The sequence below is a fragment of the Pseudomonas sp. p99-361 genome (assembly GCF_003935475.1).
Taxonomy (GTDB): Bacteria; Pseudomonadota; Gammaproteobacteria; order Pseudomonadales; family Pseudomonadaceae; genus Aquipseudomonas; species Aquipseudomonas juntendi.
Genome location: NZ_RHQO01000090.1, coordinates 1 through 16076, shown reverse-complemented (window position 1 = coordinate 16076; position 16076 = coordinate 1). Strand labels below are relative to the sequence as shown.

General features: G+C 63.7%; 15 protein-coding genes. 13 read left to right on the top strand and 2 right to left on the bottom strand.

The window, feature by feature from the left end; translation table 11 throughout:
- Nucleotides 1–157: 157 nt before the first annotated feature.
- Nucleotides 158–1183 carry an Ldh family oxidoreductase gene (locus EGJ22_RS23775; RefSeq protein ID WP_029886744.1) on the bottom strand — a complete coding sequence of 342 codons (1026 nt, stop codon included), beginning with the start codon at nucleotides 1181–1183 and terminating at the stop codon, nucleotides 158–160.
- Nucleotides 1184–1325: 142 nt separating this feature from the next.
- Between EGJ22_RS23775 and EGJ22_RS23770 the strand changes: the two genes are divergently transcribed.
- From EGJ22_RS23770 to EGJ22_RS23715, 11 genes are all read left to right on the top strand, one after another.
- On the top strand, nucleotides 1326–2198 hold the full coding sequence (locus tag EGJ22_RS23770) for a MurR/RpiR family transcriptional regulator (RefSeq protein WP_029886745.1): 873 nt from the start codon (nucleotides 1326–1328) through the stop codon (nucleotides 2196–2198).
- A 22-nt stretch (nucleotides 2199–2220) separates the two neighbouring features.
- Nucleotides 2221–2973 carry a transporter substrate-binding domain-containing protein gene (locus EGJ22_RS23765; RefSeq protein ID WP_009687025.1) on the top strand — a complete coding sequence of 251 codons (753 nt, stop codon included), beginning with the start codon at nucleotides 2221–2223 and terminating at the stop codon, nucleotides 2971–2973.
- A gap of 145 nt (nucleotides 2974–3118) precedes the next feature.
- Complete coding sequence (locus EGJ22_RS23755; RefSeq protein ID WP_009687024.1) at nucleotides 3119–3838, top strand: ABC transporter permease; 720 nt, start codon at nucleotides 3119–3121, stop codon at nucleotides 3836–3838.
- Nucleotides 3835–4545: an ABC transporter permease gene (locus tag EGJ22_RS23750; RefSeq protein WP_029886746.1), complete on the top strand. Its 711-nt coding sequence runs from the start codon at nucleotides 3835–3837 to the stop codon at nucleotides 4543–4545. Before EGJ22_RS23755 ends, EGJ22_RS23750 begins: the two co-directional genes overlap by 4 nt.
- Nucleotides 4546–4561: 16 nt before the next feature.
- Nucleotides 4562–5806: an FAD-binding oxidoreductase gene (locus EGJ22_RS23745; RefSeq protein ID WP_125920427.1), complete on the top strand. Its 1245-nt coding sequence runs from the start codon at nucleotides 4562–4564 to the stop codon at nucleotides 5804–5806.
- A gap of 21 nt (nucleotides 5807–5827) precedes the next feature.
- Nucleotides 5828–6610 carry an amino acid ABC transporter ATP-binding protein gene (locus tag EGJ22_RS23740; RefSeq protein ID WP_009687020.1) on the top strand — a complete coding sequence of 261 codons (783 nt, stop codon included), beginning with the start codon at nucleotides 5828–5830 and terminating at the stop codon, nucleotides 6608–6610.
- Nucleotides 6611–7076: 466 nt separating this feature from the next.
- Entirely contained in the window at nucleotides 7077–7880 is an 804-nt protein-coding gene (locus EGJ22_RS23735) for a gamma-glutamyl-gamma-aminobutyrate hydrolase family protein (RefSeq protein WP_029886748.1), read from the top strand.
- 387 nt (nucleotides 7881–8267) lie between these two features.
- Entirely contained in the window at nucleotides 8268–9179 is a 912-nt protein-coding gene (gene kdgD, locus EGJ22_RS23730) for a 5-dehydro-4-deoxyglucarate dehydratase (RefSeq protein ID WP_009687018.1), read from the top strand.
- Nucleotides 9180–9283: 104 nt separating this feature from the next.
- Nucleotides 9284–10648 (top strand): MFS transporter, encoded by a 1365-nt coding sequence (locus EGJ22_RS23725; RefSeq protein ID WP_029886749.1) that lies wholly within the window; start codon nucleotides 9284–9286, stop codon nucleotides 10646–10648.
- 79 nt (nucleotides 10649–10727) lie between these two features.
- Complete coding sequence (gene garD, locus EGJ22_RS23720; RefSeq protein WP_029886750.1) at nucleotides 10728–12281, top strand: galactarate dehydratase; 1554 nt, start codon at nucleotides 10728–10730, stop codon at nucleotides 12279–12281.
- Between the two features lie 57 nt (nucleotides 12282–12338).
- On the top strand, nucleotides 12339–13919 hold the full coding sequence (locus EGJ22_RS23715; protein ID WP_029886751.1) for an aldehyde dehydrogenase (NADP(+)): 1581 nt from the start codon (nucleotides 12339–12341) through the stop codon (nucleotides 13917–13919).
- Nucleotides 13920–13940: 21 nt separating this feature from the next.
- On the opposite strand, the gene EGJ22_RS23710 is transcribed toward EGJ22_RS23715, so the two are convergent.
- Nucleotides 13941–14690: a FadR/GntR family transcriptional regulator gene (locus EGJ22_RS23710; protein ID WP_009687013.1), complete on the bottom strand. Its 750-nt coding sequence runs from the start codon at nucleotides 14688–14690 to the stop codon at nucleotides 13941–13943.
- Between the two features lie 194 nt (nucleotides 14691–14884).
- Between EGJ22_RS23710 and EGJ22_RS23705 the strand changes: the two genes are divergently transcribed.
- Together EGJ22_RS23705 and EGJ22_RS23700 are read left to right on the top strand one after the other, a co-directional pair.
- Nucleotides 14885–15535, top strand: a complete 651-nt coding sequence (locus tag EGJ22_RS23705) for a DUF998 domain-containing protein (protein ID WP_029886752.1) — start codon at nucleotides 14885–14887, stop codon at nucleotides 15533–15535.
- Between the two features lie 74 nt (nucleotides 15536–15609).
- Nucleotides 15610–15939 carry a hypothetical protein gene (locus EGJ22_RS23700; RefSeq protein WP_029886753.1) on the top strand — a complete coding sequence of 110 codons (330 nt, stop codon included), beginning with the start codon at nucleotides 15610–15612 and terminating at the stop codon, nucleotides 15937–15939.
- The last annotated feature ends 137 nt before the right edge of the window (nucleotides 15940–16076 follow it).

Below are 16076 nucleotides of genomic sequence, written 5' to 3'. Positions count from 1 at the left end.
TTACTGGCCCGAAACAAACGTAGGAGCGAGCGCAGCTCGCGATTGCGCCGCGCGGGCGGCGCTCGATCTCACAGGCGTTGAAGATGCTACGGCTACCCTTGCCACAAACCCGAGAATCTCCCACTGCGGGAGCTGGCCTGCCGGCGATTAGGCCGGATCAACCAAGCAACGCTTTCAGGTCTTGCAATTCCTGTTCGGTCAGCGCCACCCCCTCCTCGTCTGCCACCTCGCGCTCGCGGTAACGCCGTTCACCCGGCATGCGCGTCAACCCTGCCGCCTGCATCTGCTCCACCAGATCGCGACTGCGCTGGGCAAAACGCTCGCCCTCGGCCTTGCTCGGGTCGATGACGATGATCAGTTGCCCGGTCCATGGCGTTTTCGCCCCAGGGTGCTCCGACCAGTCGAACTCCCAGGAGAAATGCCCGCCTGTCAGCGCCGCCGCCAGCAATTCGACCATCATCGACAGCGCCGAACCCTTGTGCCCGCCAAATGGCAGCAAGGCACCGCCCTCGAGAATCGCCTTGGGCTCGGTGGTTGGTTCGCCATTGGCATCGACACCCATGCCTTCGGGAAGCGGCTGGCCGGCACGCGCGGCAATCTGCACGTCGCCGTGGGCCATGGCGCTGGTGGCCATGTCGAAGACGATCGGGTCATGCTCGGCACAGGGTGCTGCAAAGGCGATAGGGTTGGTGCCGAACAGAGGCTTGCGGGCCCCATGCGGCACCACACAGGTCATGCTGTTGACTACGCTGAGGGCCACTAGGCCCTCTTCAGCGAACGGCTCCACGTCTGGCCACAAGGCGGCGAAATGGTGCGAGTTGTGGATCGCCAGCACGGCAATGCCGGCGTTGCGCGCCTTGGCCACCAACAGGTCGCGGGCCGCCGCCAGTGCGGGCTGGGCGAATCCGCCAGCGGCATCGACGCTGACATAGCCGGCGGCAAGGTCACTGACCTTGGCCACGGCCCGCCCATCGACCCAGCCGCTGTTCAGCGTGGACACGTACCCCGGCATGCGAAACACCCCATGGCTATGGGCACCATCGCGCTGGGCGCTCGCACAATTGTGGGCCAGCACCCTGGCCACGCTGTCGCTGCAGCCATAGCGCTGGAAGATAGCCTGCAGCAGGCCTTGCAGCTCGGTAAACGGCACGCGCACGACGGTGCAGGTGGACGGTGCGGACATCTGAAGCTCCTTGTTGATTTTGGAGTGGCTACAGCGTTGCAACGGCAAAACTTTCCCGCGAGTGACAGCTATCTGTCAAATATTGACTTAATGGCAGAAAACATTCATTTTCTTCCCAAGCCTTACCTTCTGGAGCCCCAGCATGAGCCAACCGATCAAGCAACGCCTGGAAGCCAGCCTCGACGGGGCCGCAGCGTCAGGCCGCAAGATCGCCACCTACATGCTCGCCAACCTGCACGAACTGCCGTTCCAGACCTCGGCCAGCATCGCCGCCAAGCTGGGCGTCAGCGAATCCAGTGTCGGGCGGTTTTGCCGCTCCCTGGGTTATGCCCACCTCAAGGCACTTAAGCAAGACCTGCAGAGCGACCTGGGCGATGGCCCGTGGCTGGTGGGCGACCGCTTGCACGATTACCGCCAGCGCCAGGACGCCAGCGACAACGGCGGCAGCCTGGAACTGGAAATGGCCGCCCTGGTGCGCGTGCACGAGTACCGCCAAGGCCCGGCCTGGCACAACGTGGCCCAACGCCTGGCGAGCAAGCGCCGGGTCTTTGTTGCAGGTTTTCAGACCGAGCGCGGCCTGGCCATGTGCATGGGCCACTTGCTGCAATACCTGCGCGATGGGGTGCAACTGGTCGACCTCAGTGCCGGGCACTTTGCCGACGTGCTGCTCGGTAACGCCGCAGACAGCGCCCTGGTGGTGTTCGAGGCGCGCCGTTATTCCCGCCATGCCCTGTTGCTGTGCCAAAAGGCGCGCGAGGCGGGCATTGCGGTCACCTTGGTGACCGACACTTTCTGTGACTGGGCCGATGCCAACGCCGACGAGGTGTTCCGCATACCCACCGAATTCAATCTGTTCTGGGAATCCACCTCGGCCATGCTGTCGTGGGTACACCTGATGGTCAACGAGGTCTGCAAGAAACTCGGGCCGGATGTTGAAAAGCGCTTGGAAGCAACTGCCGCTCTACATAACGAGTTCGTCGGCTACACCACGTGGTCGGCGGGCAAACAACAATAGCAAGAGTGCAATGAGGTGCGAGATGAACAAGTCCATGGCCTTGCTGGGTGCGTGCGCCCTGCTGCTGGCGGGTGCTGCCAGTGCCGAAACCCTGCGCTTCGCCACCGAGGGTGCCTACCCGCCGTTCAACTATGTCGACGCCGATAACCAGTTGCATGGCTTCGACGTCGACATTACCCATGCCCTGTGCGAACAGATGAAGGTCGAGTGCACGCTGGTGGCTCAGGACTGGGAAGGCATCATCCCGGCGCTGATGGCGCGCAAGTACGACGCTGTGGTGGCCTCGATGATCGACACCGAGGAACGGCGCAAGAAAATTGCCTTCACCGACCATTACTACCGTACCCCGTTGACCGTGGCCGTGGCCAAGGACAGCAAGATCACCGATGCCCAAACCCACTTCGACGGCTACACGGTTGGCGCCCAGTCGTCGTCTACCCAGGCCATTTATGCCGAGGACGTTTACGCCAAGGCCGGCGCTGACGTGAAGCTGTACCCGACCATGGACGAAGCCAACGCGGACCTGGCCGCCGGCCGCCTGGACGGGGTGATTGCCGACAAATTTCCGCTTCAGGAATGGATCAGCAAGAACGGCGGTGACTGCTGCAAGATTCTGGGTGATGTAGCCAACACCAAGGCCGATGCCGCCATTGCCGTGCGCAAGGATGATGAAGCCTTGCGCCAACGCCTGAACACCGCGTTGCAACAGATCGTGGCCAACGGCACCTATCAGAAGATCGCCAGCAAGTACTTTGCATTCGATATCTACAACTGATCTTCAAGCCCTCATTGCCTGACCGGGCCCTATCGCCGGCAAGCCAGCTCCCACAGGTTGCCCACAGACCTGAAGAACAGCGGTTTACCTGTGCGAGCTGGCTTGCCGGCGATGAGGCCGGTGAGGTCAACACAAGGTGTTCGTCATGCTCGATCAATTGTCCTTGCTGTCCTTGGCCAGCGGTGGCTGGGGCCAGGCGCTGCTGGCCGGCGCGCTGGTCACTGTGTCACTGGCCCTGGCCTGCCTGCCCATCGGCCTGCCGCTGGGCCTGGTAGTCGCCCTGGCGGCCCGCTCGCGCAAACGCCTGCCACGGGCCTGGGCTACCACGTTTTCCACCGTGTTCCGCGGCTTGCCCGAGCTGCTGACACTGCTGATCATTTATTACGGCTGCCAGATCGCCGCGCAGAAGGTCCTTGCCGCCCTGGGCTATGAAGGTGAGTTCCTGATCAATACCTTCGTGGCCGCCATGATCGCGTTCAGCCTGGTGTTCGCCGCATTTTCCAGCGAGATCTGGCTGGCCGCTTTCAAGACCTTGCCCAAAGGCCAGTGGGAGGCCTGTTCGGCCTTGGGGCTGAGCAAACGCACCGGGTTCTTCAAGGTGCTGCTGCCGCAGTTGACCCGCATTGCCCTGCCCGGCTTGTCCAACAACTGGCTGTCGTTGCTCAAGGACACCTCGCTGGTGTCGACCATCTCGCTGGTCGACCTGATGCGCCAGACCAACCTGGCCGTCAGCGTGACCAAAGAGCCCATGTTCTTCTATGGCGTGGCGTGCCTGGGCTACTTGCTGTTCGCGGCATTGTCCGGGCGCGTGTTCGCCTACATCGAGCGGCGGAGCAACCGCCACCTGCAAGGAGCGCGCGCATGAGCCTCGACCAATTGCTGGCGCTGGTGCTCGACCCTGACCTGCTGGAGCGTTACGGCCCGCGCTTTGTCGACGGCCTGCTGGTCACTGCCAAGCTGGTCGCCATTTCCTTCAGCCTGGGCGCGCTGCTGGGCCTGCTGCTGGCGCTGGCGCGCCTGTCGCACAACCTGCTGTTGCAACGCCTGGCGGCAGGTTATGTGTACTTCTTCCGCGGCTCGCCATTGCTGGCCCAGTTGTTCCTGCTGTACTACGGCCTGGGCTCGTTCAAGAGCTTCTGGCAGGACGTGGGCCTGTGGTGGTTCTTCCGCGAGGCGTGGTTCTGCACCTTGCTGGCGTTCACCTTGAACACCGCCGCCTACCAGGCCGAGATCTTCCGCGGCAGCCTGATGGCCGTCGCCCCGGGCCAGTATGAGGCGGCGCGGGCCTTGAACCTGAAGCGCTCGACGACCTTCTTCAAGGTGATCCTGCCGCAGTCGCTGCTGGTTGCCATCGGCCCGCTGGGCAACGAATTGATCCTGATGATCAAAGCCAGCGCCATTGCCTCGCTGGTGACCATCTACGACCTGATGGGCGTGACCAAACTGGCCTTTTCGCGCAGCTTCGACTTCCAGATCTACCTGTGGGCCGCAGTGCTCTACCTGGTGATCGTCGAGGTGGTGCGGCGCCTGCTGAAACACCTGGAAGCCCGCCTGGGCCGCCACCTGAACTGACCGAAGGATACGTTCCATGCATTGCCAGACCTTAGTCCTGGGCGCCGGCATCGTCGGCGTCAGCACCGCCCTGCACTTGCAAGCCCGCGGGCGCCAGGTGGTACTGCTCGACCGCGACGAACCGGGCAGCGGTACCAGCCACGGCAACGCCGGGCTGATCGAGCGCTCCAGCGTCATCCCCTATGCCTTCCCACGGCAACTGAGCGCCCTGCTGCGCTATGGCCTGAACCGCCAGCCCGACGTGCGCTACAGCCTGGCGCATCTGCCCAAGGCGGCACCGTGGCTGTGGCGCTACTGGCGCCAGTCCGCCCCCGGGCGCCTGGCAGGTGCAGCCGCCGATATGCTGCCATTGGTGCAGCGCTGCGTGGAGGAACACGACGTGCTGATCGCAGCTGCCGGCCTGCAAGGGCTGGTGCAGGCCAAAGGCTGGATCGAGGTGTTCCGCGATCCGACGCTGTTCAGCCAGGCCAAGGCCGATGCCAAAGGCCTGAGCCGTTACGGCCTGCAGTTCGAAATACTGGAATGCGGCCAGTTGCAGGCTCGCGAACACCAGCTGGATGCCACCGTGGTCGGCGGCATCCACTGGCTTGACCCGAAAACCGTCAACAACCCCGGCGCCCTCACCCGTGGTTATGCAGCCTTGTTCCAGCAACGCGGCGGGCAGTTCCTGCATGGCGATGCGCGCAGCCTGCGTCAGCACCACGGCAAGTGGCAGGTCGACAGCCGCCGCGGCCCGATCACTGCCGACGAGGTTGTCGCCTGCCTGGGCCCCCAGTCGGCCGACCTGTTCAGCGGCCTGGGCTACCGGATACCGCTGGCGATCAAGCGCGGCTATCACATGCACTACGGCACCCGTGGCGGCGCGCAACTGGAGCACGCGATCTGCGACACCCAGGGCGGTTATGTGCTGGCACCGATGGCGCGCGGCGTGCGCTTGACCACCGGTATCGAGTTCGATGCCGCCAATGCGCCCGCCAACCAGATCCAGCTGGACCGTTGCGAAGCCTTGGCGCGCAAGCTGTTCCCCGCGCTGGGCGAGCGCCTGGACGACGCACCGTGGCTGGGGCGGCGCCCGTGCCTGCCCGACATGCGCCCGGTCATTGGCCCGGCGCCACGCCACCCGGGGCTGTGGTTCAACTTTGGCCACGCCCACCATGGCCTCACCCTGGGCCCGGTCAGCGGCCGCCTGCTGGCCGAACTGGTGACCGGAGAACGCCCCTTCACCGACCCCGCGCCTTACAGCGCAACCCGTTTCGACTGACCCCCGCGGGAGCACAACACGATGACCGCACTCTTGAGCCATGCCACCGCTACCCCTGAAACCGACCCGCGCCCGGTGCTGATCCGCATCGAAGGCTTGAACAAGCACTACGGGGCGTTCCATGTCTTGCGCGACATCGACCTGCAGGTACGCGAAGGCGAACGTATCGTCCTGTGCGGGCCTTCCGGCTCGGGCAAGTCGACGCTGATCCGCTGCATCAACCGCCTGGAAATCGCCCAGCAGGGCACTATCGAGGTCGCCGGCGTCGACCTTGCGACCAACACCCGGGAGGCGGCGCAGGTACGCAGCGACATTGGCATGGTGTTTCAGCACTTCAACCTGTTCCCGCACATGAGCGTGCTTGACAACTGCCTGCTCGCCCCCACGAGCGTGCGTGGGCTATCACGCAAGGATGCCGAGGAACGGGCGCGCATGTACCTGACCAAAGTGGGCATCGCAAGCCAGGCGCACAAGTACCCCAGCCAATTGTCCGGCGGGCAGCAGCAGCGCGTGGCAATTGCCCGCGCGCTGTGCATGAAACCGCGGATCATGCTGTTCGACGAGCCTACGTCGGCACTGGACCCTGAAATGGTCGCCGAAGTGCTGGATGTGCTGGTGCAACTGGCCGGCACGGGCATGACCATGCTTTGCGTCACCCACGAAATGGGCTTTGCCCGGCAGGTGGCCGAGCGGGTGCTGTTCCTGGAGGGTGGGCAGATCATCGAGGACAGCCCGCCGCAGGTGTTCTTCAACCACCCGCGCACCGAGCGGGCCAAGGGGTTCCTGGCGCAGATCCTGCACTGATTGCAGACCTGTCACTGAACTTGTAGGAGCGGCCTTGTGTCGCGAAAGGGCTGCACAGCAGCCCCGGCAATGTATGCACCAGTGCTGAAATCCGGGGGCCGCTATGCGGCCCTTTCGCGACACAAGGCCGCTCCCACAACGACCGCGCTGACTTCAAGCCACCTATTTCATTGCACGACTGCAAAGACCCGACTGCGTCGTTAAATATTATTGACCGAACCTCCCGCCAAACCCACGCCGCCACAGGCCCGCATCGGTTCAACCCACCCAAAACCGGCGCATTTCCCGCCTTGCAGCCCCTCTCAGTCGTTTGACATATCGAACGGCTCTGGCAAGCTATCTACAGGCCCCGACCGGCATCGTCAGCTCGACGAGCCGGCAGTGCTCGGGGCTCCAGGCGCCACTCAGAGCCCCGCGCCGTGCGCCTGCACAACAACGACAGGTCGAACCTGTCCCAAGGTGACATATGTCCAACAGCAACATTGGCAACAAGCAACCTTCCCTGCGCAAACCCGTCGTCCTGATGACCATGGGCAGCCAAGAGCGCAAAGGCCATGACTACCAAGTCATGACCCACAAATACATCACCCCGCTGGTCGAGTTCGCCGATTGTGTCCCGGTGCTGGTGCCCACCTGCTGCGGCATTGACGACCTCGAGACCTATCTGGACATGGCCGACGGCGTTTACCTGACCGGCGCTGGCAGCAACATCGACCCGGCGCTGTACGGCCAGGAAAACCAGACCCCAGGCAAAGGCCAGGACCAGAACCGCGACCTGTTCGACATTCCGCTGGTCAAGGCGGCGCTCAAGCGTGGCCTGCCCATCTTCGGCATCTGCCGGGGCATGCAGGAAATCAACGTGGCGCTGGGTGGCGACATCTACCAGAAGGTGTACGCCGAACCGGGTTTCAATGACCACCGGGAAAACCCGGAAGACCCGGTCGAAGTGCAGTACGCCCAGGTTCACAGCGTAAAGATCAAGCCAGGCAGCTGGCTGCGCGACACTTTGGGTTGCGACGAAATCCGCGTCAACTCGCTGCACGGCCAGGGCCTGCACAAGCTCGGCGCCGGCATCGAGGCCATCGCGCATGCGGAAGACGGCCTGGTCGAGGCCATTCATGCGCCAAGCATTTCGCCGTTCCTGTTCGCCGTGCAATGGCACCCAGAATGGCAAGCTGCGCAGAACCCCGACTCGATCAAGATCTTCCAGGCGTTCGGTGACGCGTGCCGCGCCCAGGTTCGCAAGGCGCAGGTCAAGCGCGCTGCCTGACCTACAGTTTCCCCTGCTTTGATCGCGGGGCGGCGCAAGGCCGCCTCCGCCTCCCCCGGTCACCCTCTGCTGGTCCCAGAATATCTGCCGTGGAATCGGGCGGCGGGTTTTTGCCTGTCTTTGCGATCGTTTTTTTCGTTTGGCCTTGAGAGATACGATGACTACCGGGTGGTGGTCGTCGGTTTTTCAACGCCTGTGAGATCGAGCGCCGCCCGCGCGGCGCTCGATCTGCAACCCACCACACATATCGAGGCGGGCACCCGGAGGCGTACACCCTCGCGAAAAACAAAATTCCAAGAAAGCACTGGTCATCCCCATGGTTGTACGATAACTTACCTCCAACGCAAAACAACACCTCCACCCAAGCGCCACAGGATGCCAACAACAATGAATCCACAAGAACTCAAATCCATCCTCTCCCACGGCCTGCTGTCTTTCCCGGTCACCGACTTCAACGCCCAGGGCGACTTCAACCCGGCGGGCTACATCAAGCGTCTGGAGTGGCTGGCACCCTATGGCGCCAGTGCCCTGTTCGCCGCCGGTGGTACGGGTGAGTTCTTCTCCCTGGCTGCCAGCGAATACAGCCAGGTCATCAAGACCGCAGTCGATACCTGCGCCACTTCGGTACCGATCCTCGCCGGCGTGGGTGGCTCCACCCGCCAGGCCATCGAATATGCGCAAGAAGCCGAGCGCCTAGGCGCCAAGGGCCTGCTGCTGCTGCCGCACTACCTGACCGAAGCCAGCCAGGACGGTGTTGCCGCCCACGTGGAAGCCGTGTGCAAGTCGGTGAAGATCGGCGTGGTGGTGTACAACCGCAATGTCTGCCGCCTGAACGCCAACCTGCTGGAAAAACTGGCCGAACGCTGCCCTAACCTGATCGGCTACAAGGACGGCCTGGGTGATATCGAGCTGATGGTGTCGATCCGCCGCCGCCTGGGTGATCGCTTCAGCTACCTGGGTGGCCTGCCAACCGCAGAAGTGTATGCTGCTGCCTACAAGGCCCTTGGCGTACCGGTCTACTCCTCGGCAGTGTTCAACTTTGTGCCGAAGACAGCGATGGACTTCTACAACGCCATCGCCCGCGACGACCACGCTGCTGTGGCCAAGCTGATCGATGATTTCTTCCTGCCCTACCTGGACATCCGCAACCGCAAGGCTGGCTACGCCGTGAGCATCGTCAAGGCCGGCGCCAAGCTGGCCGGTTACGACGCAGGCCCGGTGCGTACCCCGCTGACCGACCTCACCGCCGAAGAGTACGAAATGCTCGCCGCGCTGATGGACAAGATGGGCCCGCAGTAAGCGCTGCTTGCGGCCTGCCATATGCCGCGCCCGGAGTGGGCCTGCCCCGCTCCGGTTACCATTCGTGAGCCCGCACAAAAATAACTAGTGGGAGTACAACCAGCATGCAAGCGACTAAAAAGACGCATGTGCGCTACCTGATCCTGTTCATGCTGTTCCTGGTGACCACGATCAACTATGCCGACCGCGCGACCATTGCAATCGCAGGCTCCAGCCTGCAGAAAGACCTCGGCATTGACGCCGTAACCCTCGGTTATATCTTCTCCGCCTTCGGATGGGCTTACGTGGCTGGCCAGATTCCTGGTGGCTGGCTGCTCGACCGCTTCGGTTCCAAGAACGTCTACGCCTTCAGCATCTTCACCTGGTCGCTGTTCACCCTGTTGCAGGGCTTTGTCGGCGGCCTTCCGGTTGCCTGGGCAGTCGTGACCCTGTTCACCTTGCGCTTCCTCGTCGGCTTTGCCGAAGCCCCGTCGTTCCCGGGTAACGCCCGTATCGTCGCGGCCTGGTTCCCGACCCAGGAACGCGGTACCGCCTCGGCCATCTTCAACTCCGCGCAGTACTTCGCCACCGCCCTGTTCGCACCGATCATGGGTTGGATCGTGTTCAGCTTCGGCTGGGAGCACGTGTTCGTGGTGATGGGGGCGCTGGGCATCATCTTCTCGATGGTCTGGCTGAAGACCATCTACAACCCGCGCCAGCATCCACGCATCAGCCCGGCCGAGCTCGAACACATCGAGCAGAACGGCGGCCTGGTCGACATGGACCACAAGCGCGGCAACGATGGCCCGAAATGGGGTTACATCAAGCAGCTGCTGACCAGCCGCATGCTGCTGGGCGTGTACCTGGGGCAGTATTGCATCAACGCCATCACCTATTTCTTCCTGACCTGGTTCCCGGTGTACCTGGTGCAGGAACGCGGCATGACCATCCTCAAGGCCGGCTTCATCGCCTCGCTGCCGGCGGTATGCGGCTTTATCGGCGGTGTGCTGGGTGGGGTGATCTCGGACTGGCTGCTGCGCCGTGGCAACTCGTTGACCTTCTCGCGCAAGCTGCCGATCGTCTGCGGCCTGATGTTGTCGACCACCATGGTGTTCTGCAACTACGTAGACGCCGAGTGGATGGTCGTCGGTTTCATGACCCTGGCCTTCTTCGGCAAAGGCATCGGCGCGCTGGGCTGGGCGGTAGTGGCAGACACCTCACCGAAGCAGATCGCCGGCCTGTCGGGCGGCCTGTTCAACACCTTCGGCAACATCGCCTCGATCACTACGCCTATCGTCATCGGCTACATCATCAGCGCCACGGGTTCGTTCAAGTGGGCCCTGGTCTACGTAGGCGCCAACGCCCTGGTAGCGGTGTTCAGCTACCTGGTCATCGTTGGCCCGATCAAGCGTATCGAACTGCGCGACGACGCGCCGAGGCCACAGGCTGAGCCTGCTGCCAACGGCGAACTGGCCAGCTCGCGCCATTGAGTGACATGCCCGCACCGGCTCTTTCGGTGCGGGCGGATGTACAAAAAAAGCCTGAGAACCTGACAAGTAGGGCCCAAACATGCAGTTGATCGAACATTCCGACTCGCCCCGCTACGTGCGCCTGCACGACGATGACAACGTCGTGGTCGTGGTCAATGACGGCGGCCTGGGCGAAGGTGCCCGTTTTGCCGACGGCCTGACCCTGGTCGAGGGCGTACCGCAAAGCCACAAGGTTGCCACCGTGACCATCGCCAAGGGCGAGCCGGTGCGCCGCTACGGGCAAATCATCGGTTATGCGCTGGAAGACCTGCGCCAGGGCAGCTGGGTACAGGAAAGCCAGCTGGCCATGCCCGCTGCCCCGGAACTGGACAGCCTGCCACGCTGCGATGCCGTGCCACAGCCGCTGCCGCCACTGGAAGGTTTTACCTTCGAAGGCTACCGCAACGCCGACGGCACGGTCGGCACGCGCAATATCCTTGGCATCACCACCACCGTGCAGTGCGTGACCGGCGTGCTGGAGCACGCGGTCAAGCGCATCCGCAGCGAACTGCTGCCCCAATACCCCAACGTCGATGACGTGGTAGCCATCACCCACAGCTACGGCTGCGGCGTGGCCATCAACGCCCGCGACGCCTATATCCCGATCCGCACCGTGCGCAACCTGGCGCGCAACCCCAACCTAGGCGGCGAAGCGCTGGTCATCAGCCTGGGCTGCGAAAAGCTGCAGGCCGGCCAGGTGATGCACGACAACGACCCGTCGGTAGATCTCAGCGACCCGTGGCTGTACCGCCTGCAGGACGCCAGCCTGGGCTTTGTGGAAATGATCGAGCAGATCATGGCGCTGGCCGAAACCCGCCTGAAGAAACTCGACCAGCGTCGACGCGAAAGCGTACCGGCCAGCGAGCTGATCCTCGGCATGCAGTGCGGTGGCAGCGACGCCTTTTCGGGCATTACCGCCAACCCGGCGCTGGGTTATGCCGCCGACCTGCTGGTACGTGCCGGTGCCACCGTGCTGTTCTCGGAAGTGACCGAGGTTCGCGACGCCATCTACATGCTGACTTCGCGCGCGCAAAACCAGGCAGTGGCCGGCGCGCTGGTCAGCGAAATGGACTGGTATGACCGCTACCTGCAGCAAGGCGCCGCCGACCGCAGCGCCAATACCACACCGGGCAACAAGAAAGGCGGCCTGTCGAACATCGTCGAAAAGTCGCTGGGTTCGATCGTCAAGTCCGGCAGCGGGGCCATCCAGGGCGTGCTTGGCCCAGGCGAGCGCGTCAAGGGCAAGGGCCTGATCTTTTGCGCCACCCCGGCCAGCGACTTTGTCTGTGGCACCCTGCAACTGGCCGCAGGCATGAACCTTCATGTCTTCACCACGGGCCGCGGCACGCCGTATGGCCTGGCCATGGCGCCCGTGGTCAAGGTGTGCACCCGCAGCGAGCTGGCGCAGCGCTGGCCCGACTTGATCGACATCGACGCCGGACGCATCGCCAGCGGCCGCGCGACCATCGAGGAATTGGGCTGGGAGCTGTTCCACTACTACCTCGACGTCGCCAGTGGCCGCAAGCAGACCTGGGCCGAGCAGCACCGCTTGCACAACGACATCACCCTGTTCAATCCGGCGCCAATTACCTGATGCCCTGGGCAGGCTCGCCCAGCACTCTTCATTCAGCCACCCTCACAGGAGCACCCCATGCCTGAAATCCTCGGCCACAACTTCATCGCCGGCCAGCGCAGCGCCGCTGGCGCACAGCGCCTGCAGAGCCTGGACGCCAGCACTGGCGAAGCCCTGCCGTACAACTTTGCCCAGGCTACCGAGGGCGAAGTCGACCAAGCCGCTAAAGCCGCGGCCGCCGCTTTCGCCGAATTCCGCCAACTGGCCCCGGCGCGCCGCGCCGAATTTCTGGATGCCATCGCCGCCGAACTGGACGAGCTGGACGATGCCTTCATCGCTATCGTCTGCCGCGAAACCGCACTGCCCGCCGCACGTATACAGGGTGAGCGCGGCCGTACCAGCGGCCAAATGCGCCTGTTCGCCCAGGTGTTGCGCCGTGGCGACTACCTTGGCGCACGCATCGACCTCGCTCTGCCCGAACGCCAGCCACTGCCACGCGTGGACCTGCGCCAGATGCGCATTGGCGTTGGCCCGGTCGCGGTGTTCGGCGCCAGTAACTTCCCGCTGGCGTTCTCCACCGCAGGCGGCGACACCGCCGCGGCGCTGGCCGCCGGCTGCCCGGTGGTGTTCAAGGCGCACAGCGGCCACATGGCAACCGCCGACCTGGTCGGCTGCGCCATCACCCGGGCAGCCGAGCGTACCGGCATGCCCAACGGGGTGTTCAACATGGTGTTCGGTGGCGGCGTGGGCGAGTGGTTGGTCAAGCACCCGGCCATCCAGGCCGTGGGTTTCACCGGTTCGCTGAAAGGCGGCGACGCCCTGTGCCGCATGGCCGCAGAGCGCACCCAGCCGATTCCGGTGTTCGCCGAAATGTCCAGCATCAACCCGGTGATCATCCTGCCGGGCGCCCTGGCCAAGCGTGGCGACGCCATCGCCCGTGAGCTGGCCGGTTCGGTGTGCCTGGGCGCAGGGCAGTTCTGCACCAACCCGGGTCTGGTCATCGGGCTGCAATCGCCACCGTACAGCCAGCTGTTGGCTGAGCTGGGTCAGCACCTAGGCCAGCAGGCCGGCCAGGTCATGCTCAACGCCGGCGGCCTGCGCAGTTATGTCGCTGGCCTGGAGCACCTGCACGCCCATGCCGCTATAGAGCACCTGGCCGGCCAGGCACAGCACGGCAGCCAGGCCCATGCCCAGCTGTTCAAGGCCGATGCCCGGTTGCTGGTCGAGTCCGACCCATTGCTGCAGGAGGAAGTGTTCGGCCCCACCACCGTGGCCGTGGAAGTTCAGGATCACGACCAGTTGCGCGCTGCCGTACTTGGCCTGCGCGGCCAGCTGACCGCCACACTGATCGGCGAGCCTGAGGACTTTGAAGCCTTTGCCTGGCTGGTACCACTGCTGGAAGAGAAGGTCGGGCGGATTCTGCTCAATGGTTACCCGACAGGTGTCGAGGTGTGCGATGCCATGGTCCACGGCGGGCCGTACCCGGCAACTTCCGACGCCCGCGGAACCTCGGTCGGCACCCTGGCTATCGACCGCTTCCTGCGCCCCGTGTGCTACCAGAACTATCCGCAGGCGCTGTTGCCCGAAGCCCTGCGTGACAGCAACCCGCTGGGGCTGCGGCGGTTGGTGAATGGGCAGTGGCGCGACGGGGCGATCTGACGCCCCTTTGCGGCACGGGCCTCAGGCCCCTTGCGCCTCAGCCTCTTCATGCACCTGACGCAAACGCTCACGGCTATTGCTCAGGTGCATGCGCATGGCCATTTTGGCCCCTTCGCTGTCTCGCCGTGCAATGGCTTCATAGATGGCTTCATGCTCATGGCGCAGCCGGCTCATGTAATGGGCCTGGTCATCACGCGCCAACCGCGCTGAATTCAACCGGGTCCGGGGGATGATGCTGGTGCCCAGGTGGTTGAGGATGTCGGCGAAGTAATGGTTGCCACTGGCCTGGGCAATGCGCAGGTGAAACTGGAAATCGGCCGACACCGCATCGGTCGCGTGCGCCGCCCCCTCGTTCAGCTCATCCAGCGCCGCGCGCATGCCGGCCAGCTCGTCATCGCTGCGGCGTTGTGCAGCAAGCCCCGCCGATTCGATCTCCAGGGCAATGCGCAACTCCAGCACCGCCAGCACCTCACGCAGGGTAACGACGGTAGCCGGGTCGATCCGGAAGCCCCCGGTCGCCGGCGCATCCAGCACGAACGTACCGATGCCGTGGCGGGTTTCCACCTGCCCGGCGGCTTGCAGCCGCGAAATGGCCTCACGCACCACCGTGCGGCTGACGCCCTCTTCAACCATGATCTGCGATTCGGTCGGCAGCTTGTCGCCGCGCTTGAGCTGGCCGCTGCGAATACGCTCGGTCAGCACCGTAACCAGTTCCTGGGCCAGACTGCGTGGCTTGCGCCGGGTCCTTGCCTGTACCTGCTGCTCTGTCATCGCCCTGTGTTTCACCTTGAAAGACAGCGCTTATCATAGCGCAAGCAGTTGTACGATCACATATGCCGCGTGCGGATTTCATTGCCTGCCTGGGGCTGCACCTACCCGACCACACCTGGAAGTGCTGGCACAGAGCCTGCGCTGCAAGATACTGTGCGTTTCCACCTCACGCATCCATGGAAGGAACTGCCCGTATGAAAACCTATGACCGCCTTTTGCTCGGCTGCGGCTTACTGATCCCCTTGTGGCTGTTGGGCGGGGTCTGGCTCACTGCACTGGCGTACCCCGGCTACGACCATTTCCAACAAGCCATGAGCCAGCTCGGCGCGGTTGGCTCGCCCGTGCAGCGCTGGTCGCCATGGGTCAACAATTATCCTCTCGCGGTCTTGTTCATCTTGTTTGCCTTGGGCCTCGCGCGGCGCTGGCACGGCTCGAAGGTGGCGTTGTCGAGTGCAGCCCTGGTATTGGTGCACGGCCTCGGTAGCCTGGGCACAGGCTGGTTCGCTTGCGACCCAGGCTGCGCTCCGGCGCAACCTTCCAGCTCACAGCTGCTGCACAACCTGTCGGGGTTGCTGATGTTCCTTTCACTGACCCTGGCGAGCGCCCTGTGGGCGTGGCTCGGGACGCGTCTGGCCGGCAGCCAGGCCGTCGCGCTGCTGTCCGCCACCAGCCTGATACTGGCCATCGTCACCGTCGCACTCATGGCCCAGGCGGCACAAAGCGGGCAGCTGTTCGGCCTGTACCAGCGCCTCAACTACGGGGTGTCGGTACTGTGGATCGCCTGCCTTGCCTGGGCTAGCCTGCGCAACCCGGCTGCTGGGTCATTGGACAGGGCCACCCGCTGACGGCAATTTGCTGGCCCCCTACCTTTGCAAGTGAGGGCAAACTTCTTTCCCCTTCAATTGCTTAGGACAGCAATATGCGAGTACTTCTAGCTACGATGGCCGGCTGCCTGCTCGCCACATTCGCTTTCGGCGCCCAGGCCAGGGCGCTCAGCCAGAATGATCGCCACACCTGCCAATGGGTTGCGCAAATAGCCGGTGAAGCCCAGCAGGCCAAGCTTGCCGGGGTCACCCTGTACGCTACGCGCAAGAAGCTCCAGGTGCGAAAGTTCGCCAAACCGTGGATGCGCATGACCGCCTTCGGCATTACTGAACAAACCTATAACAGCCGCTCCAGGCTCAAGCCTGCGGCGATCCGGCAGACCTATTACGAGCAGTGCGTGCACCATGCAGTTGCGAAGAGATAGGTGTTTTATTTCAGGCGGTTATGGATTAAAGCTAAAGCATTTTATGCGCCGTACTTGTGAGAGATTCTATGGTTCCTGGCAAGGGTAGCCGGAGCATCTTCAGCGCCTGTGAGATCGAGCGCCGCCCGCGCGGCGCA